Genomic DNA, 16,022 nt, shown 5'->3' with positions numbered 1-16,022 from the left:
ATATCGTCTTATAAATAATTTTAACGTTGCAGCTATGCTATGTATTTATACCTAAAGCTAGGTTCAATAACGTAATAAATCTACTTGCCAATACTAAATACTGGGCAATAGACACTGGGTACTAATCAATGATTATTAGACACTAAGCATTGGTATAACGACTTGCCTCAGGCATCCATCGATGAATCAATTGACTAACATCTGCTTTTCGCACAGGGTCTGCTATCAAGTGCTTCGCTAACCGCTGAGCAATGGCAAATAATTGCTCATCACGGATTAGATCAGCCAAATAGTAACCAACGTTGCCTGTTTGACGTTTACCCAATAGCTCTCCTGGTCCACGTAACTCTAAGTCTTTTTGAGCAATGACGAAGCCATCGGTACTATCGCGTAGGACGTTTAGACGCTCTGTGCCTGTCTCGGATAGCGGCTTTTGATACAACAGTACACAGAAGCTTTTGGTCGATCCACGTCCGACTCGTCCGCGCAGCTGATGCAATTGCGATAGTCCCAGACGCTCTGCATTTTCGATAACCATGAGCGACGCATTAGGCACATCAACCCCTACCTCGATGACAGTCGTCGCAATCAACAAGTCCAGATTACCTGCTTTGAACTCCTGCATGATGACTTGCTTATCGGTAGACTTCATCTTGCCATGTACCAGTCCAATACGAATATCTAGACGTTCATTCAAATCCTCATACGTGGCTTCAGCTGCCTGCGCATCCAATACGCTAGACGCCTCTACCAGTGAGCATACCCAGTACGCCTGCCTGCCCGCTTCGCAATTAATCGCAATACGTTCTATCACCTCATCACGTCGATTACGATCGATGGTCACTGTGGTGATTGGGGTACGCCCCGGTGGCAACTCATCGATGATTGAGGTATCCATATCACCATAGACACTCATCGCTAAGGTTCTTGGAATTGGTGTTGCAGTCATGATTAGTTGGTGCGGCGTACTATTAGCCACGCCTTTATTAGTCAATGCCATGCGCTGCTCAACACCAAAACGATGCTGCTCATCAATGATAACCAAACCTAACTTAGCGAACTGAACTTGCTCTTGAAACAACGCATGCGTGCCGACGACGATTTGTACGGTATTCTCGCTCACCGCTTCCAAAGCTTCGCGGCGCTGTTTGGCCGTTTGCTTACCTGCGAGCCAACCGACGCCGACACCCAATGGCTCAAACCACTGCTTAAAGTTCAGTAGATGCTGCTCTGCTAAAATCTCAGTCGGTGCCATTACCGCGACCTGCCAGCCACTGTCGAGCGCATAACCCGCCGCCCCTGCTGCAACCAACGTCTTGCCAGCACCCACATCGCCCTGTACCAATCGTAACATCGGAATTGAGGTGGCCATATCCGCAGTGATGTCTTTCATCACTCTTTTTTGCGCACCCGTTAAATCAAAAGGCAGTGCAGAAAACAGCTTATCAGCAAGAGAACTGTTGGTAGTGCATTTAGGCGCTTTATGCTGATGTAGCTGTTGGCGACGGTATAGCAGACTAAGCTGATGGGCAGTCAACTCTTCAATAATCAAGCGCTGGCAGGCAGCATGCGTACGAGCGCTGAGTTGCGTTAATAATTTGTATTGCTGAGATGCGCTGGTATAAGTAGGCGGCGTGTGCAGCAGTACCAATGCTTCAAATATCGTTAAATTATAGACATTGTGCTGAGCAATGCCTGCTGCGACGCTATGTATGTCATTATCTGCCTGATAGGTAGAGGGACTGGGTTTGTATACGCTATTGCCAATCGCATTATCAGGTACGCTGCGTGCTAACGTCGAGAAAATATCTTCGGTATATTCGGCCTCTGACACCGCTGATTTAGATGGTTCAAAAGGCACTAATGGCAGATCTGATACAACTGCAAAATCCCCAGCCGTAAATAATGTCATAGGCAGACCTTGGCTGCGGACTGTTTGCAATGCAAGCTTAATCAAAGTGCGCAACTTGTTTTGATGTAGACCTTTGACAGTAGGATAAATAGGCTGCAATCCCGTATCGGTCATGACTGTATTGTCAGTGATAATTTGATATTCAGGATGATGTATCTGTTTACCGTAACGGCTGACTTTAACTTCACCAAATAGCTGTAAGCGTGTCCCCAAATTCATGGTTTGTACCAGACCACGATAGACCTTAAAAAACCGCAAAGATATCGTACCCGTATCATCATCCACTGTCACAGTCATTCCACTGCGCTTGGTATCGACATGGACGATGTGACCAGTAATTAGCGCTGATTGTCCATGCTCTACATCGGCGATTGATACCAGCCGACTGCGATCCTCATAGTCACGAGGCAAATGTAATAGCAAATCGAATATCCGCTTGATATTCAATTGCGCCAACTGTTCCGCTACTTTTACTCCCACACCTGCTAGCGCAGACACTGGCATATCTAGTGCTGATAGTGGTATATCAGATCTAAAATGATCTGACGAGTTAGCTGAGGTATGACTCTCCGATATGTGCATTAAAGATCCTAACAATATTATTTTTAATTTTTGTATGCTAAATCGAGCATTTTTAGTAGGCTGCACATGATGACCTGTACTACAGAATAGCGATAACAATAGTACGTAAAAAGGTCGGTTCATTTCATTATAGCTGACAATACAATTGCTTATGCTAAGCTATTTAGTAAAATAGCACCTACATAGTCCCTCTACTATAGATAAACCACTTCTCCTCATCATACCAATAACTGATGTATTATTTTTTGAATTATGGCAATTTCATGAGGTGTTTTTCTATGCTTGTTTCTATTTTGCCTCGTCAGTTTCATCACAATCTGATTCGTCACAAACTAATTCTTGATAGTCTAAAACTACTGAAGTTAAGCTTAATAACCTTTCTCGGTTTGTATATTAGTGCATGTAGCACCTTACCATCGACTACTCCCGCCACACCAGAGCCTGTTATTGATACCCCTACTGTCGCACTAGTTTTGGGTGGTGGCGGTGCGAAAGGATTTGCTCATGTAGGTGTCATTAAGGCGCTAGAAGAAAACGGTATCAAACCAACATTGGTGGTCGGTACAAGTGTGGGTAGCTTGATTGGCAGCTTATACGCCAGTGGCTATACGCCTGCCCAGCTTGAGCAATTAGCACTGACCACTACTGATAGCCAGCTCACAGACTTTACCTTGTCCAATCAAGGTTTTATCGAAGGTATTAAGTTAAAAAACTTTATTAATGATAAGGTAAATGCAAAAGCCATAGAGGACTTCTCCATTGCCTTTGCAGCAATCGCAGCAGAAAAATACACTCTAAAGAAAACAGTCTTTACCACTGGGAATGCAGGCCTTGCGGTACAAGCGTCCTGCAGCGTACCCAATATTTTTATTGCCCCGCGCATTCCTGAAAAGGTCGGTAAAAAATATATCGATGGCGGTGTGGTCAGTTTAGTACCAGTAGATAGCGCCTATGACTTGGGTGCTGACATTGTCATTGCTATAGATGTAACAGGGTCTCAAGGCAGTAATAATACTAATAATCAAATACCGACTATTAACTCGTTGAGTGATTTTTGGGGTTTTCTCGAAACCAATATTCTAGCTACCAACCTGACTGCTAATCGCTCCGCATCAACTCAGAGTGAGCGGGATCGGGCGGATATTACTATTACTCCCAATGTCGGTCGTAACAGTTCAATAGATACTCGGCAGCGGCGCAGTTTAATACAAGCAGGCACTCAAGCTACCACGCCACAAATCAGTGCCATCAAACAACTTATCCAAGAGAAATCTAGTAGCCAATATGCCACGCTGTAGTTGAGTATTATTAGTTACTTATCAGTGAGATTGTTAAATATCCTCTTACATCACGAAAAAGCACCGCAGCTATAAACTGCGGTGCTTTTTTATTGATAGCTTTTAGTGCTAACTACTTTCAATGCTAACTATATTGATGCTAAACCAAATATTCAGAACTATTTAACACGGGCACGGTATTTTACGGCGACGGTATCATTTAGACCTACGCCTTCTAAGTCCCAACGTACCGCTTTATAGTATTTAAGCGCGACGTCTTGTAGCTGATTATCAACTTTGGTACGTAACGGCATACGAGAAAAGTTATTGCCATCTACACTGCCATACGGGAATTCAGGAGCTACGGTTTCTAATAGTTCTACCTGCTCTGGGATGCTCATCGTAACAGTCATTTTGCGTACACGATCTGCATTGGTATTGGTAAAATATCCTTGATACTCCAATACATTGCCTGACTGCAAACGAGTGTTGGTATCTACAGGGACGAGTATCTCTTGACCGTTGGCGTCAACGCTGACCAATGACGCTGTAATTTTACTGTTAACGGCTTGAGCACTTGAATTGCTGCTCTTGCTGGTATTTGCTTGAATAGCCATTGAGCTATCAACCGCTTGCTCTGGTGTTGGCAGCATCGCTGAGGCTTGTGTAACTACCATTGCACCGATGAGCGTACCGGCAACAACGTGAAATAAGCGGTGGCCGCTCCAAGCACTGAACGGGCTAGCAAACTGGTTACTTTTTTTCATGGTTTTCATTATCCCTGGTTGATATATCAGTAAAACACAGATGGTGCAACTTAAGTTATTTTTATAATTTGTTCAACAGTTAAAAAGCATTACGACGTATATAAGATATCGCTGTGGAATAGTTCATACAATCTATCAAACATATGAACTCACTTATCTAACCTGATTATCTTCGCTCAATATCTGTAAAGCAATAGCGCTTAGCATAACAAAAAGCGTTTGTGGGTACATTAACCCAGTGTTGAGGTTGTGTATATCAGCGATGGGCAATAAGAATGCTTGAATACAGCTGAAATAAAAGATAGCTCATAACCGCGTTTTTTGCTATGGTAAATCTTTAGCGTTAGGCATTTTTTTGCTGCGCACTTTTTCTTATTCTAACGACTACTGCTCCCATTATGACTACTAGCTCCATGCCCCAGATCAACCCTGAATACGTCCATTGGTTCCGTAACTCTGCACCCTACATTAATACCCATCGCGGCAAAACTTTCGTGATCATGTTTGGTGGTGAAGCGGTCAATCATGCGAACTTCAGCACACTTATTCACGATTTTGCCTTGTTGCATAGCTTGGGTATCAAGCTGGTACTGGTACACGGGGCACGACCGCAAATCGAAAAGAACTTAAAAGATACCAACATTGAATCTCCGCTACATCAAGACATCCGTATTACGCCGCGTGCAGCGATGCCATCTATCTTACAGGCCGTTGGAGCTATTCGTTTACAGATTGAAGCTCAGCTATCGATGGGACTGGCCAACTCTCCGATGTATGGCTCACGTATCGATGCAATATCGGGTAATTTTGTGACAGCTCGTCCTTATGGTATCCGTGAAGGTGTTGACTACCAAATGACGGGAGAAGTACGTTCTATCGATGTGGACGCTATCAAAAACAACCTACTTCATGACCATATCGTTATTTTAGGCTCTATGGGCTACTCTGCGACTGGCGAAGTGTTTAACCTATTAGCCGAAGATGTGGCGCTTAGCGCTGCTGTAGAGCTTGGTGCTGACAAGCTTATTTTCTTAGGTGAAGAGGCGGGTATCAATGACGATGATCGTTTATTACGCGAAATGATTCCGAACGAAGTTGATCGCTTCTTACGTGATCGTGATTTAAATTGTGAAATCAATTATTTCTTGAACTGTGCAAGCTTGGCCTGTCGACAAGGCGTCCATCGCACGCATATCATCTCATATGCTAAGAATGGGGCATTGTTAGAAGAGCTATTCACACGTGATGGTTCTGGTACGCTAATTAGCCATGACCCCTATGAAGAAATTCGTCGTGCCAATATCGATGACGTAGTAGGTCTTATTGAGCTGCTATCGCCTCTAGAAGAGCAAGGCATTTTGGTCAGTCGTTCACGCGAACGTTTGGAGCAAGAGATTGACAATTACAGTGTGATTGAGCGTGATGGTATGATTCTAGGCTGTGCAGCATTGCATACGCTAGATTCAGAATCAGCAGAAGTTGCTTGTGTTGCTGTACGTCCTGAGTACCGTAATGGCAGCCGCGGTGCTGATTTATTAGCGTTTCTAGAACAGCAAGCACGCAGCCATGGTTTGTATAAGCTGTTTGTTTTGACTACTCGCACTGAACACTGGTTCGTCGAGCAAGGCTTTGCTGAAGTTGAAGCCAGCGCTTTACCTGAAGCACGTCTAGAGAAATACCACAATGGCCGTAACTCTAAAGTCTTTCAGAAAAATCTATAATTTATCGCCAAATTGATATCGAGATTATCAGATGAGACTGATATCAATTTGACATAAAGTACAGATCATAAAAAAGCCCTCATAATCTTATGAGGGCTTTTTTATAACTAAATATCTAGATAATCGATATCTACTCTAGATACTTATTTTACTGATAACAGCTCAACAGTAAAGATAAGCGTACTGTTAGGCTCGATACCAGCATTACCCGCTTCGCCATAAGCGATGTCTGATGGAATATAGAACTCGTACTTTCCGCCTTCTTTCATCAACTGTAAACCTTCAGTCCAGCCAGCGATTACTTGGTTTAGTGGGAACTCGATTGGCTCACCGCGCTCATAAGAGCTATCAAATACCGTGCCATCAAGCAGTTTACCTTCGTAGTTTACTTCGACTACGTCAGTTGCTTCTGGCGATTGACCAGTACCTGCTTCAATGACCTTATACTGTAAACCAGACTCTGTTTGCTTCACGCCTTCTTTTTTAGCGTTTTCTGCTAAGAATTCAGTACCAGCGGCTTTATTTTCTGTCGCCTTGGTTTCCATCTCTTCAACAAACTGCTCTTCTTGTTCTTTTTGATAGTCCATCAATACTTGTTGCATTTGCTCTTGGGTCAATGCTGATTCATTGCCTTCATAGCCATCACGGAAGCCTTTTTCAAAAGTATTTAGATCTAGATCCTTGACAGCGTCTTTATTGCCTTCCGCCATCATGAAACCTAAGCTATAACCTACTTTTTCACTAGCTGAGCTTTGTTCGGTAATGGAAACGCTTTGAGCGGCTGTTTCTTGATTGCCATTGTTGGTGCTACAGCCTGTTACTAACAACATAGCGCTAGCAAGTGCACTAACGCCTAAAGTAGTGATTTTTTTCATAAAGTACTCTCTAATTGTAAGAATAGTGGCGAGATGTCACGTTCTTCTATAATAACAAATCTTAGTTTTGGGAACTACGCTTTACATAAAATTCTCAGGTCAATGTATAGTCTATGTTAATATTTCTTATCATAATAACAAGTTATCACACAAATATAGTAACAGGTAAAGCTTTCTATCTTTAAATCACTCAATACATCAGCTAAGCTGAATGAGTTAAGGAGATAAGTAATCGGGCATTAATTTTTATTAAAAATAAGCAGATGTCGAGAGTAGAGTCATCTTAATATAAGTAGTCACTGTAATATAAATAAAAGATACTGCTAATAAAAATTTATACTCAAAAGAGATAACATCTCTGTATAACTTATTCTAAAAATACTATTTATGACAATCATCTGTATGTCTTGCTCATTAACCGCTATATGAACATTGTTTTTGGCGAGTTATATAAGATGCTTCAAGGAGGATAAGATGAACCCAATGTACACATCTTTTAACGGCTATCTTGGTGGACCTATCGGCTCCATCATTGGTGCTATTTTGATATTCGTTATTGGTTGGCTAGTAGCCCTTGGTATCGCAGCATTAGTACGCGGCGTACTCTCTAAAGTCAATCTCAATCAGCGTATGAACTCTTCAACTGGTAAGAACTACGATCTTGAAGGTATCATTTCCAAAATTGTTTTCTGGTTTATTTTTATCATTGCTATCTCAGGCGCACTTAGCCAATTAAACTTAAACTCTATCTCGGCACCGTTCGCAAATATGGTTAATCAAGTATTGGCATTTATCCCTAATCTTATTGGCGCTATCGCACTTGGTGTGATCGGTTGGGTCGTGGCTACTGTTGTACGCACAGCGATCAACGCTGCCCTCGCGAAAACCTCTATGGATGAGCGTTTAAGTGCACAAGCTGGCGTAAAACCAATGAGCAGTACAATTGCTGATATGGTTTATTGGTTCATCTTATTGGTTGTATTGACCATGGTACTTGGTCAACTAGAGCTTGATGGTTTATTCGCACCATTGACTAATATGGTCGATAAAATCTTTAGTTTCATCCCTAATATCTTGATTGCTGGTGTAGTCTTCGTCGTTGGTTATATCATTGCTAAAGTCGTACGCGGCATCGTCACCAATCTTGTTTCTACTTTCAATGTACAAGAGTTGGCCACAAAAGCAGGGTTAAGTGAGCAAAATAGCTTACCTAATATTGCTGGTTCATTAGCATTTCTTGTTGTTATCATTCCAACCATCATTGCTGCTTTAAACGCACTGAAAATCGAAGTGATTGCTCGCCCTGCGACCAATATGCTCAACAAAATCATGGAAGCATTGCCAAACATCTTTATGGCAGTGGCTATCCTAGTAGTAACCTTTTACGTTGTGCGCATGGTTGCTAACATTATCAAAGGCTTGATTGAAAATACCCAAATCAATCAATTACCTGCGAAAGTAGGTTTACAAGAGGCTATGGGTGATAAGAAAGTCTCAGACCTAGTTGGTTATGCAATCATTTTCTTTGCTATGTTGTTTGCTGCTATTGCAGCTGCTGACTTATTAGGTTTCGAGCCTATCTCAGCTATTATTACGATGTTTATCGCATTCGGTGCAAATATCATATTGGGCGCAATTATCCTATTTATCGGATTTTGGCTTGCTAATATTATTGCAGGTGTGGTTGAACGTTCTGAGCAAGGCTCACAATTCCTAGCAAACATCGTACGCGTATTGATCATGGGCCTAGTATTAGCCATGGGTCTAAAAGCAATGGGTATTGCAGACTCAATCGTTAACCTAGCATTTGGTCTAACATTAGGTGCAGTAGCCGTCGCTTTTGCCTTATCATTTGGTCTTGGTGGTCAAGAAGCTGCAGCTCGCTTCCTACGTAAAATGCAGGACAAGATGGATCATGAGCGCACTGAAGCGAAAGCAAAATCTGCGCTACAGCCAAGTTCATCAACTGAAGAAAAGGTTGCTGATTCAGTTCGTGAAAACACGCCATCTGCTGCTAGTACACCTAGTACCGACTTACGTACCGATATAGTTGAAACACCACGTGTTGATACTAACGACATCTACAATAGTGATGACGTACTTCCTGGTAGCGGTCTTGATGACGACCTCAATAAATAAGTATTTATGATATTTTAGTTTAAATAAAAAAAGAGACAGCCTAGGCTGTCTTTTTTTGTGTCAGTAAATATATGAATAAGTATGTGGTTCTTACTATCCAATCTCTTTTAAAGAATTTACCCTACAATCTAATGCTTATCTTTTCGAGCTGGGATAGTAAGATTCATCTGTACTTGGGGTAACTTTTCTGTTTTTACTTTCGCAGATTCACCACTATCTAAATTACTAGAAGGTGGCTTATTTTGCTTATCTAACTCTTGTTGTTTTAACTTTTGCATTTGCTTAGTAAGCTGGCGCTCCCTTTGCGTCATCGCATCAACTGGCTGAATCCATAAATCAATATCAAAAAAATTCTCATTATTCTCAGTGATAAAGTCGATACCAAACACGACTACATGATGCAGCTCAATAATCGGTAAACGTGTGGCAACATCCTGTGCGATCTTTGCTAACTTTGGTTGGACAGCGGCTTTGCTATTAGGTCCTTTTGACTCTTGACTATAAAATACCAGTACATAATGTCGGCCTAAACTTTCATAAGAATGTTGGTGTACAACATAGCCATTTTTTTGCAGTGATGTGCTTTGTTTAGGGTGTCTATATAGCGTACGAATAAGCTCGTGACGCGAAAATAAAGACTCATCTAGTAGTTGTTGCTGCCAGTGAGCAAGTGGTATTTCTGCCTGCTCATTGCTATTAGCTACGTGCTTTTTACCATATGTATCTATCATCTGCATACTTAGCTGAGACCATATCGTGGCTGCCTGTATCATATGCTGACGGTACATCTGAGCAGTTGAACTTTGGTTTTTGTATGCAAGCGTGATCGCTACCAGTGCTGAGTTAGGTTCGTCTTGTGCTTCATTTTTGATGAGCGTATTGTCGACTGCAATGGCAGGGGTAAATAAATCTGGGCTTTGCAAAAACCGCTCAACCAAAGCGTCTTCTGACTCAAAGATTGGAATATGGTTTACGGCCGACCGCTGCAACTGCTCCAGATGATAGGCTAAGAAACGCCACAACTCACATGGGGTTCGTACCGCTGCTGCGATCGAGTACCAATCATCCCAGCTAAATACTTGTAGCTGCTGCATGCTTTCGCTCATGTCGACAACTAAATCTTCTAAAAAGTAACGAACCCCAAAATCGTGCTTAAGTCGTTGTAGAGCACTAGTAGTTTCACCATCGCTATCATCTTTACTTAGATTACTAACTCCTCCGACAAGCTGAATATCAAAGATCAGAGCTTCGTAACCCACTGACTCATTGTCTTCATTCTGGGATAATAATGTTTTGTACCATGTAAGAGCAGATTTTACCGCGGTCATACGTACAGCCTCAATTTCAGCTGATTTTGTATCATAGGGTATATATAGTGTCAGCTCCAACAGCTGTAGCTTGCCAAGTGGTAACTGATACTGATAGTGACGAGCGATATATTGAGCATTGTACTCATGCTCAATTGTATGCATGCCCGCCAAAGTCACCGCCTTAGCGTCTGCCTGTAAATAACTGACTAGCTCTGTCGTCAGGTAACCCCAGTCGGGCATGGTAGTAATCGAATGGGACACAAGTTCCAACCTTTTATTATCGTATGGTGAATATCGCACCTGATAGCTCATAATACTAGCAGCATGATTATCGCGTATTACAAATATCTGAATGATGAAAAATTATGCTACATAAGCACTATCAGAGACAGTCGCTTTCAAAGCGCTCACTTGTTATGATGATATCAAAGCAATATTGCTTGTGTGCAAGTTTATGGATAACAAACTGTACTTAACTATATTTATCGAAACGATAATCATCCAAATCTTGATGACTATTATATAATAATAAGGATTAAATATTATGAAGCGTTTTAAAGAAAAGACCGTCGTTGTAACGGGTGCAGGTTCTGGTATTGGCCGTGCAACGGCTATTCGTTTTGCCGAGGAAGGCGCTAGCGTGGTTCTAGTGGGACGTACAGCGGAAACACTAGAAGAAACTGCCAAAGAGTTACCGCAAGATCGTACTTGGATCCACACCGATAATTATCTTATTATTACGTGCGACATTAGCGTTCAAAGCCAAGTACAAGAGATGGTTGAGCGCGCTATCGACAAATTCGGCAAGATTGATATCTTGGTAAATAATGCTGGCAAAGCAACCCAAGGTAAAATCACAGAACTCTCTGCTGATGATTGGCGCTCTGCTATCGATGTAAATCTAAACGGAACCTTCTACGTCTCTCAAGCTGCGATGCCTCACCTGATTGCATCAAAGGGTAATATTGTCAATATTTCATCACTCTCAGGTGTGGGAGGCGATTGGAATATGGCAGCCTATAATGCTGCTAAAGCGGGTGTGACCAATTTAACTCGCACGTTGGCATTAGATCATGGTTCTGATGGTGTTCGCGTAAATGCAGTCAATCCAAGCGTTACCAAAACTGGTATGACCACGGCTATCCAAGACAATGAGTCTAAAACAGATAAATTCTTAGCTCGCTGCCCGCTTGGACGTTTAGCAACCCCAGAGAATATCGCTGCCGCAATTACCTTCTTAGCAAGCGATGATGCATCGATGATTACTGGCGTAAACCTACCTGTCGATGGCGGTGTTAGTGCCTCTAACGGACAGCCACAATTTTAGATTTTTAAGCTAATAAATCTTCAAACACATAACTTAAAAAGCCCCAGATATGATCATATCTGGGGCTTTTTAATATCAACTATCAGAACTTAGTTGTAGATAACCTTGAGTCTTCGCATCTGTATTACAACCAGTACCTATAACTTAACTGATTGAACTATTACTTATACTATTTAGCTTACTCAGCTGCATTATTGATGTCTTGTAGTGGCTGTGACAAACGCTCAAGGTGTCTTGGCAACACCCCTTTATACTGAGAATATATTTTTGGTAAATCCGCTTCAATATCTCCAGTTGGATGTATCACAGATAAAAAACGAACTTCTTTGGTATTATAATCCAATGCAACGGGCAAGATAGGCACGCCAGCACCGAGTGCCAGATAATAAAATCCTGTCTTCCAGCTTTCGGTATATTGCCGTGTACCCTCTGGTGATAAGCCCAAAAATAGGGGCTCACCTGTTTTAAACTTATCGATACTGGCTTGTAATACTGAGCCTTTTTCAGTGCGATTGATCGGTATAATTCCCATCCAGTACAGCAGCTGAGACAATACTGGCACTCTAAACAGCGTATGCTTTGCCATGATACTGATTTTTAAATCTAGCGCAAATAAACTAGGAAGTGCATAAACGCCATCCACATTAGAGGTATGGGGCAGTGCCAAAACCACAGCCTGAGAGATATTAGGAATATCACCAACCGTTCGCCATCCTAAAGTCTTCATGAGCCATAAGCCAATGATAGGCGACACTTTATTACCACGCCTAGGCACTTTGTCACCCACTTGTTTTCTACTGAGCTTTGGCAGTATCTTTGAGCGTGTAGATTCAGTAGTAGCAGACTTAGAACGGTTAAAAATCTTCGGTATCATGACAGCACAATATAGTGAAAGGTACTGACATAATACCATTAAGATTTTGTGGCTAGGCTAAATTTTGCGTGCTTTTATTATGCGATAGACCGTTTAGCCATAAATATAAGTAATGTCCAGTTACGATATTCTGTATTCATATTTCTTTAGACTCGTCGATACTTCTTAAGAAATATCGGCCAAATCACCTTTGCTTTCAAGCCACGACTTACGATCAGAGGCACGTTTCTTGGCTAGTAACATATCCATCACGCTAGCGGTCAGTACCATGTCATCCATATCTAACTGTACTAAACGGCGTGTATCACGGCTCATCGTCGTCTCACGTAGTTGCTCAGCACTCATCTCCCCCAAACCTTTAAAACGTGTAATCTGAGCTTTTTTATTGCCCGGTACATTGGCTAAGATATGTGCAAGCTCTGGCTCATCCAACGCATAATGTACTTCTTTGCCCACATCCACTCGGTACAGTGGCGGCATGGCCACAAACAGATGCCCTGCATCTACTAGTGCAGGAAAATGCTTCACAAACAGAGCACAAATCAATGTCGCAATATGTAGTCCATCAGAGTCAGCATCCGCTAAGATACATATCTTGTCATAACGCAGCTCGGACAAATCATCAGACGCAGGATCGACACCGATAGCAATGGCAATATCATGAATCTCTTGGCTTGATAGTACTGTATCTGATGATACTTCCCACGTATTTAGGATTTTGCCGCGTAGAGGTAATATCGCTTGATAATGACGATCTCTCGCTTGCTTAGCACTGCCGCCCGCAGAGTCACCCTCTACTAAGAACAACTCTGCCCCATCACGCAAATCACCACGGCAATCTGCCAACTTGCCAGGTAATGCTGGACCTTGAGTAATTTTCTTACGAGCGACTTTTTTGGCAGATTTTAGACGACGTCCAGCTTTGTTAATCGCCAATTCAGCGATTTGTGTGCCCATATCTGCGTTTTGATTTAACCATAAACTGAAGGCATCTTTTACCAATGTTTGAACTGCACCAGCTGCTTCACGACTGGAAAGACGCTCTTTGGTCTGTCCAGAAAACTGCGGCTCAGAGAACTTAAGAGATAGGATATAGTTCACCCCATCCCAGACGTCTTCTGCGGTTAGTTTCACACTACGCGGTAGTAAGTTATGAATATCGCAGAACTCACGCAGTGCTTCTAAAATACCCGTACGCAGGCCATTGACGTGCGTGCCGCCTTGAGCGGTTGGGATCAGATTGACATAGCTTTCTTGAATTGGCGTCCCTCCATCAGGCAGCCAAGATAGTGCAAAAGTAATAGCAGCCCTTTCGCCCGCTTTCGCATCGTAATTATAATAAAACGGTGCGTCAGGCAATGTTTCCAGACCGTCTAATTGTTCGCTTAAATACTCAACGACCCCATCTGTAAACTGCCAAACAACCTTTTCATCATTGATATGATCGGTGAATTCAATCGTCAGCCCAGCGGCTAAAACGGCTTTCGCTTTTAAATTATGCTTGAGCTGTTTTACATTAAACTTGGGCGTATCAAAGAAACTACCATCCGCCCAAAAATGTACTCTGGTACCACGTTTGCGTTTATTCGAGCTTACCGACTCAGTTAGTGGCGTTACAGGTGCGCCGTTTTCAAACGCCATATCGAACTGTGTGCTATCACGCCATACCGTGACCTCGACACGCGTTGATAGCGCATTAACGACGGAAATACCTACGCCATGCAGACCACCTGATACCTCGTAATTGGAGGTCGAAAATTTCCCACCGGCATGCAAGCGGGTCAAAATCAGCTCAATACCAGATTGACCAAACTCAGGATGGATATCAGTTGGCATACCGCGCCCATCATCTTCAACAGACAACGACCCATCGCTGTGCAATTGCACCTTGATGGTTTTTGCATAACCAGCCAACGCTTCATCAACCGAGTTATCAATGACCTCTTGCGCCAAATGATTGGGGCGTGTGGTGTCGGTATACATACCCGGTCGACGACGGACTGGCTCAAGACCTTCTAAAACTTCTAACGATTGCGCATTATATTGACTCACAAATGCATCCTTAACTGTTCGCGTGCGTTTAATTCTATAAAACCATTATAACGAAAAATAGCGACCTTAACGTCAATAGTCCATCGCTTACGTCATATAATGTCGTCTATTTAGGCCTATACTAAACTCTGTAAGATACTTATCACCATAGGTAGCTGCTCATCAAAGTCACTAAAGCGATGATCACCATCCGCTTGCACTGTTAGTGTTGCGCCCTGATTTTGATAAAAAGCTCTAGACAATTCAGAATCTAATAGCTCGTCACCCTCTTTGAGTAATACAGCAACTTTATCGGGATAGTTGACTGATAAAAGCTGATGGTCTGCAAACCACTGTAAATCTGACGGCGTAATATGCCAACCGCTTGCTGTCGTATGCAGGGTTTTATTATCCGATGACTCATTACTGCTGTCGGGATTAAACACTGACGAATCAGCAAAACGCTGTAGCGTAACATGAGGCTGCGTACTGGGGTTTAATAGCAGTGCAGGACAACCTATTTGATTACTGATTAAGGTAGAAAAGTACCCACCCAAGGAGCTACCGATTAATACCGTATTCGACAATGTAACCTGTTTATCTACTGATTTTCCACCATTACTATCATCTAGCTCTTCTATTAAAGACAGTAATTGCTCACATACTTGCACAGGAGATTTATTTAAATCAGGACGTAATACATTAATATCAGAATGATGACGCTGGCAATATTTTTCTAATAAAACCCCTTTGGTCGAGTTGGCATTACTGTCCAACCCATGGATATAAATCAAGTTCACGTATCATCTCACTTATTAATTTTGTTATGATTGTCTTATAAAGGCTATCAAAGCTAAGCATAGCACCCGCTAGACGAAAATAATAACAATAAAATGGCACACTATTAGTCAATATTTGCGACATAATAAAGTTAAACAGTGGTTTTATGCAGGTCAAAGGAATGACGGTAGTCATTATGGAGGAGTCATGAATCAACAGTTTGAGCTGTTCGACATTGACAACCCTTGTATCGGTGTCTGTCAAAGCAATAAAAAAGGCTATTGCTTTGGTTGCCTGCGCAGTCGAGCCGAGCGCCAACGATGGCATCATATGACGACAGAGCAGCAACGCGAGGTGTTAAGGCTTATCGCAGGACGTAAGCTGCGTATCGAGCTCATGCGCCTGCGCAAAAACGGAGACCATCCCG

12 protein-coding genes are annotated in these 16,022 nt (G+C 42.4%); 5 read left to right on the top strand and 7 right to left on the bottom strand.

Annotated elements, in window-relative coordinates:
* Positions 1-142: 142 nt before the first annotated feature.
* Positions 143-2,494, bottom strand: coding sequence for an ATP-dependent DNA helicase RecG (gene recG, locus ACT3QN_RS12745; RefSeq protein WP_444523010.1), 2,352 nt, complete (start codon positions 2,492-2,494; stop codon positions 143-145).
* A gap of 278 nt (positions 2,495-2,772) precedes the next feature.
* Between recG and ACT3QN_RS12740 the strand changes: the two genes are divergently transcribed.
* Complete coding sequence (locus tag ACT3QN_RS12740) at positions 2,773-3,792, top strand: patatin-like phospholipase family protein (RefSeq protein WP_444523011.1); 1,020 nt, start codon at positions 2,773-2,775, stop codon at positions 3,790-3,792.
* Positions 3,793-3,950: 158 nt separating this feature from the next.
* Here the strand turns inward: ACT3QN_RS12740 and ACT3QN_RS12735 are convergent, their stop codons facing one another.
* Positions 3,951-4,538: a hypothetical protein gene (locus ACT3QN_RS12735; RefSeq protein ID WP_444520727.1), complete on the bottom strand. Its 588-nt coding sequence runs from the start codon at positions 4,536-4,538 to the stop codon at positions 3,951-3,953.
* Between the two features lie 398 nt (positions 4,539-4,936).
* Between ACT3QN_RS12735 and argA the strand changes: the two genes are divergently transcribed.
* A complete protein-coding gene (argA, locus tag ACT3QN_RS12730; protein ID WP_444523012.1) occupies positions 4,937-6,259 on the top strand; it encodes an amino-acid N-acetyltransferase in 1,323 nt (440 codons plus the stop codon).
* 143 nt (positions 6,260-6,402) lie between these two features.
* On the opposite strand, the gene ACT3QN_RS12725 is transcribed toward argA, so the two are convergent.
* The gene (locus ACT3QN_RS12725) at positions 6,403-7,134 is read right to left on the bottom strand and encodes an FKBP-type peptidyl-prolyl cis-trans isomerase (protein ID WP_444523013.1); all 732 of its coding nucleotides are present in this window, start codon (positions 7,132-7,134) and stop codon (positions 6,403-6,405) included.
* 474 nt (positions 7,135-7,608) lie between these two features.
* Between ACT3QN_RS12725 and ACT3QN_RS12720 the strand changes: the two genes are divergently transcribed.
* Positions 7,609-9,273, top strand: a complete 1,665-nt coding sequence (locus ACT3QN_RS12720) for a mechanosensitive ion channel (RefSeq protein ID WP_444520730.1) — start codon at positions 7,609-7,611, stop codon at positions 9,271-9,273.
* Positions 9,274-9,401: 128 nt separating this feature from the next.
* Here the strand turns inward: ACT3QN_RS12720 and ACT3QN_RS12715 are convergent, their stop codons facing one another.
* Entirely contained in the window at positions 9,402-10,844 is a 1,443-nt protein-coding gene (locus tag ACT3QN_RS12715) for a hypothetical protein (protein ID WP_444523014.1), read from the bottom strand.
* A 283-nt stretch (positions 10,845-11,127) separates the two neighbouring features.
* On the opposite strand from ACT3QN_RS12715, the gene ACT3QN_RS12710 reads away from it, so the two are divergent.
* A complete protein-coding gene (locus tag ACT3QN_RS12710; RefSeq protein WP_444520732.1) occupies positions 11,128-11,910 on the top strand; it encodes an SDR family NAD(P)-dependent oxidoreductase in 783 nt (260 codons plus the stop codon).
* 178 nt (positions 11,911-12,088) lie between these two features.
* On the opposite strand, the gene ACT3QN_RS12705 is transcribed toward ACT3QN_RS12710, so the two are convergent.
* The 3 genes from ACT3QN_RS12705 to ACT3QN_RS12695 all read right to left on the bottom strand — a co-directional run bounded on the left by ACT3QN_RS12705 (position 12,089) and on the right by ACT3QN_RS12695 (position 15,615).
* Positions 12,089-12,784: a lysophospholipid acyltransferase family protein gene (locus tag ACT3QN_RS12705; protein WP_444523015.1), complete on the bottom strand. Its 696-nt coding sequence runs from the start codon at positions 12,782-12,784 to the stop codon at positions 12,089-12,091.
* A gap of 165 nt (positions 12,785-12,949) precedes the next feature.
* Positions 12,950-14,836, bottom strand: a complete 1,887-nt coding sequence (parE, locus tag ACT3QN_RS12700; RefSeq protein ID WP_444523016.1) for a DNA topoisomerase IV subunit B — start codon at positions 14,834-14,836, stop codon at positions 12,950-12,952.
* 116 nt (positions 14,837-14,952) lie between these two features.
* Positions 14,953-15,615 carry a YqiA/YcfP family alpha/beta fold hydrolase gene (locus ACT3QN_RS12695; RefSeq protein WP_444523017.1) on the bottom strand — a complete coding sequence of 221 codons (663 nt, stop codon included), beginning with the start codon at positions 15,613-15,615 and terminating at the stop codon, positions 14,953-14,955.
* Positions 15,616-15,802: 187 nt separating this feature from the next.
* Here ACT3QN_RS12695 and ACT3QN_RS12690 point away from each other — a divergent pair.
* Positions 15,803-16,022 (top strand): DUF1289 domain-containing protein (locus tag ACT3QN_RS12690; protein WP_444529280.1); only part of this gene is annotated, 220 nt, incomplete at its 3' end.

Source organism: Psychrobacter sp. AOP7-C1-14, assembly GCF_052376135.1.
Lineage (GTDB): Bacteria > Pseudomonadota > Gammaproteobacteria > Pseudomonadales > Moraxellaceae > Psychrobacter.
This window is presented reverse-complemented; position numbering and strand designations above follow the sequence as displayed.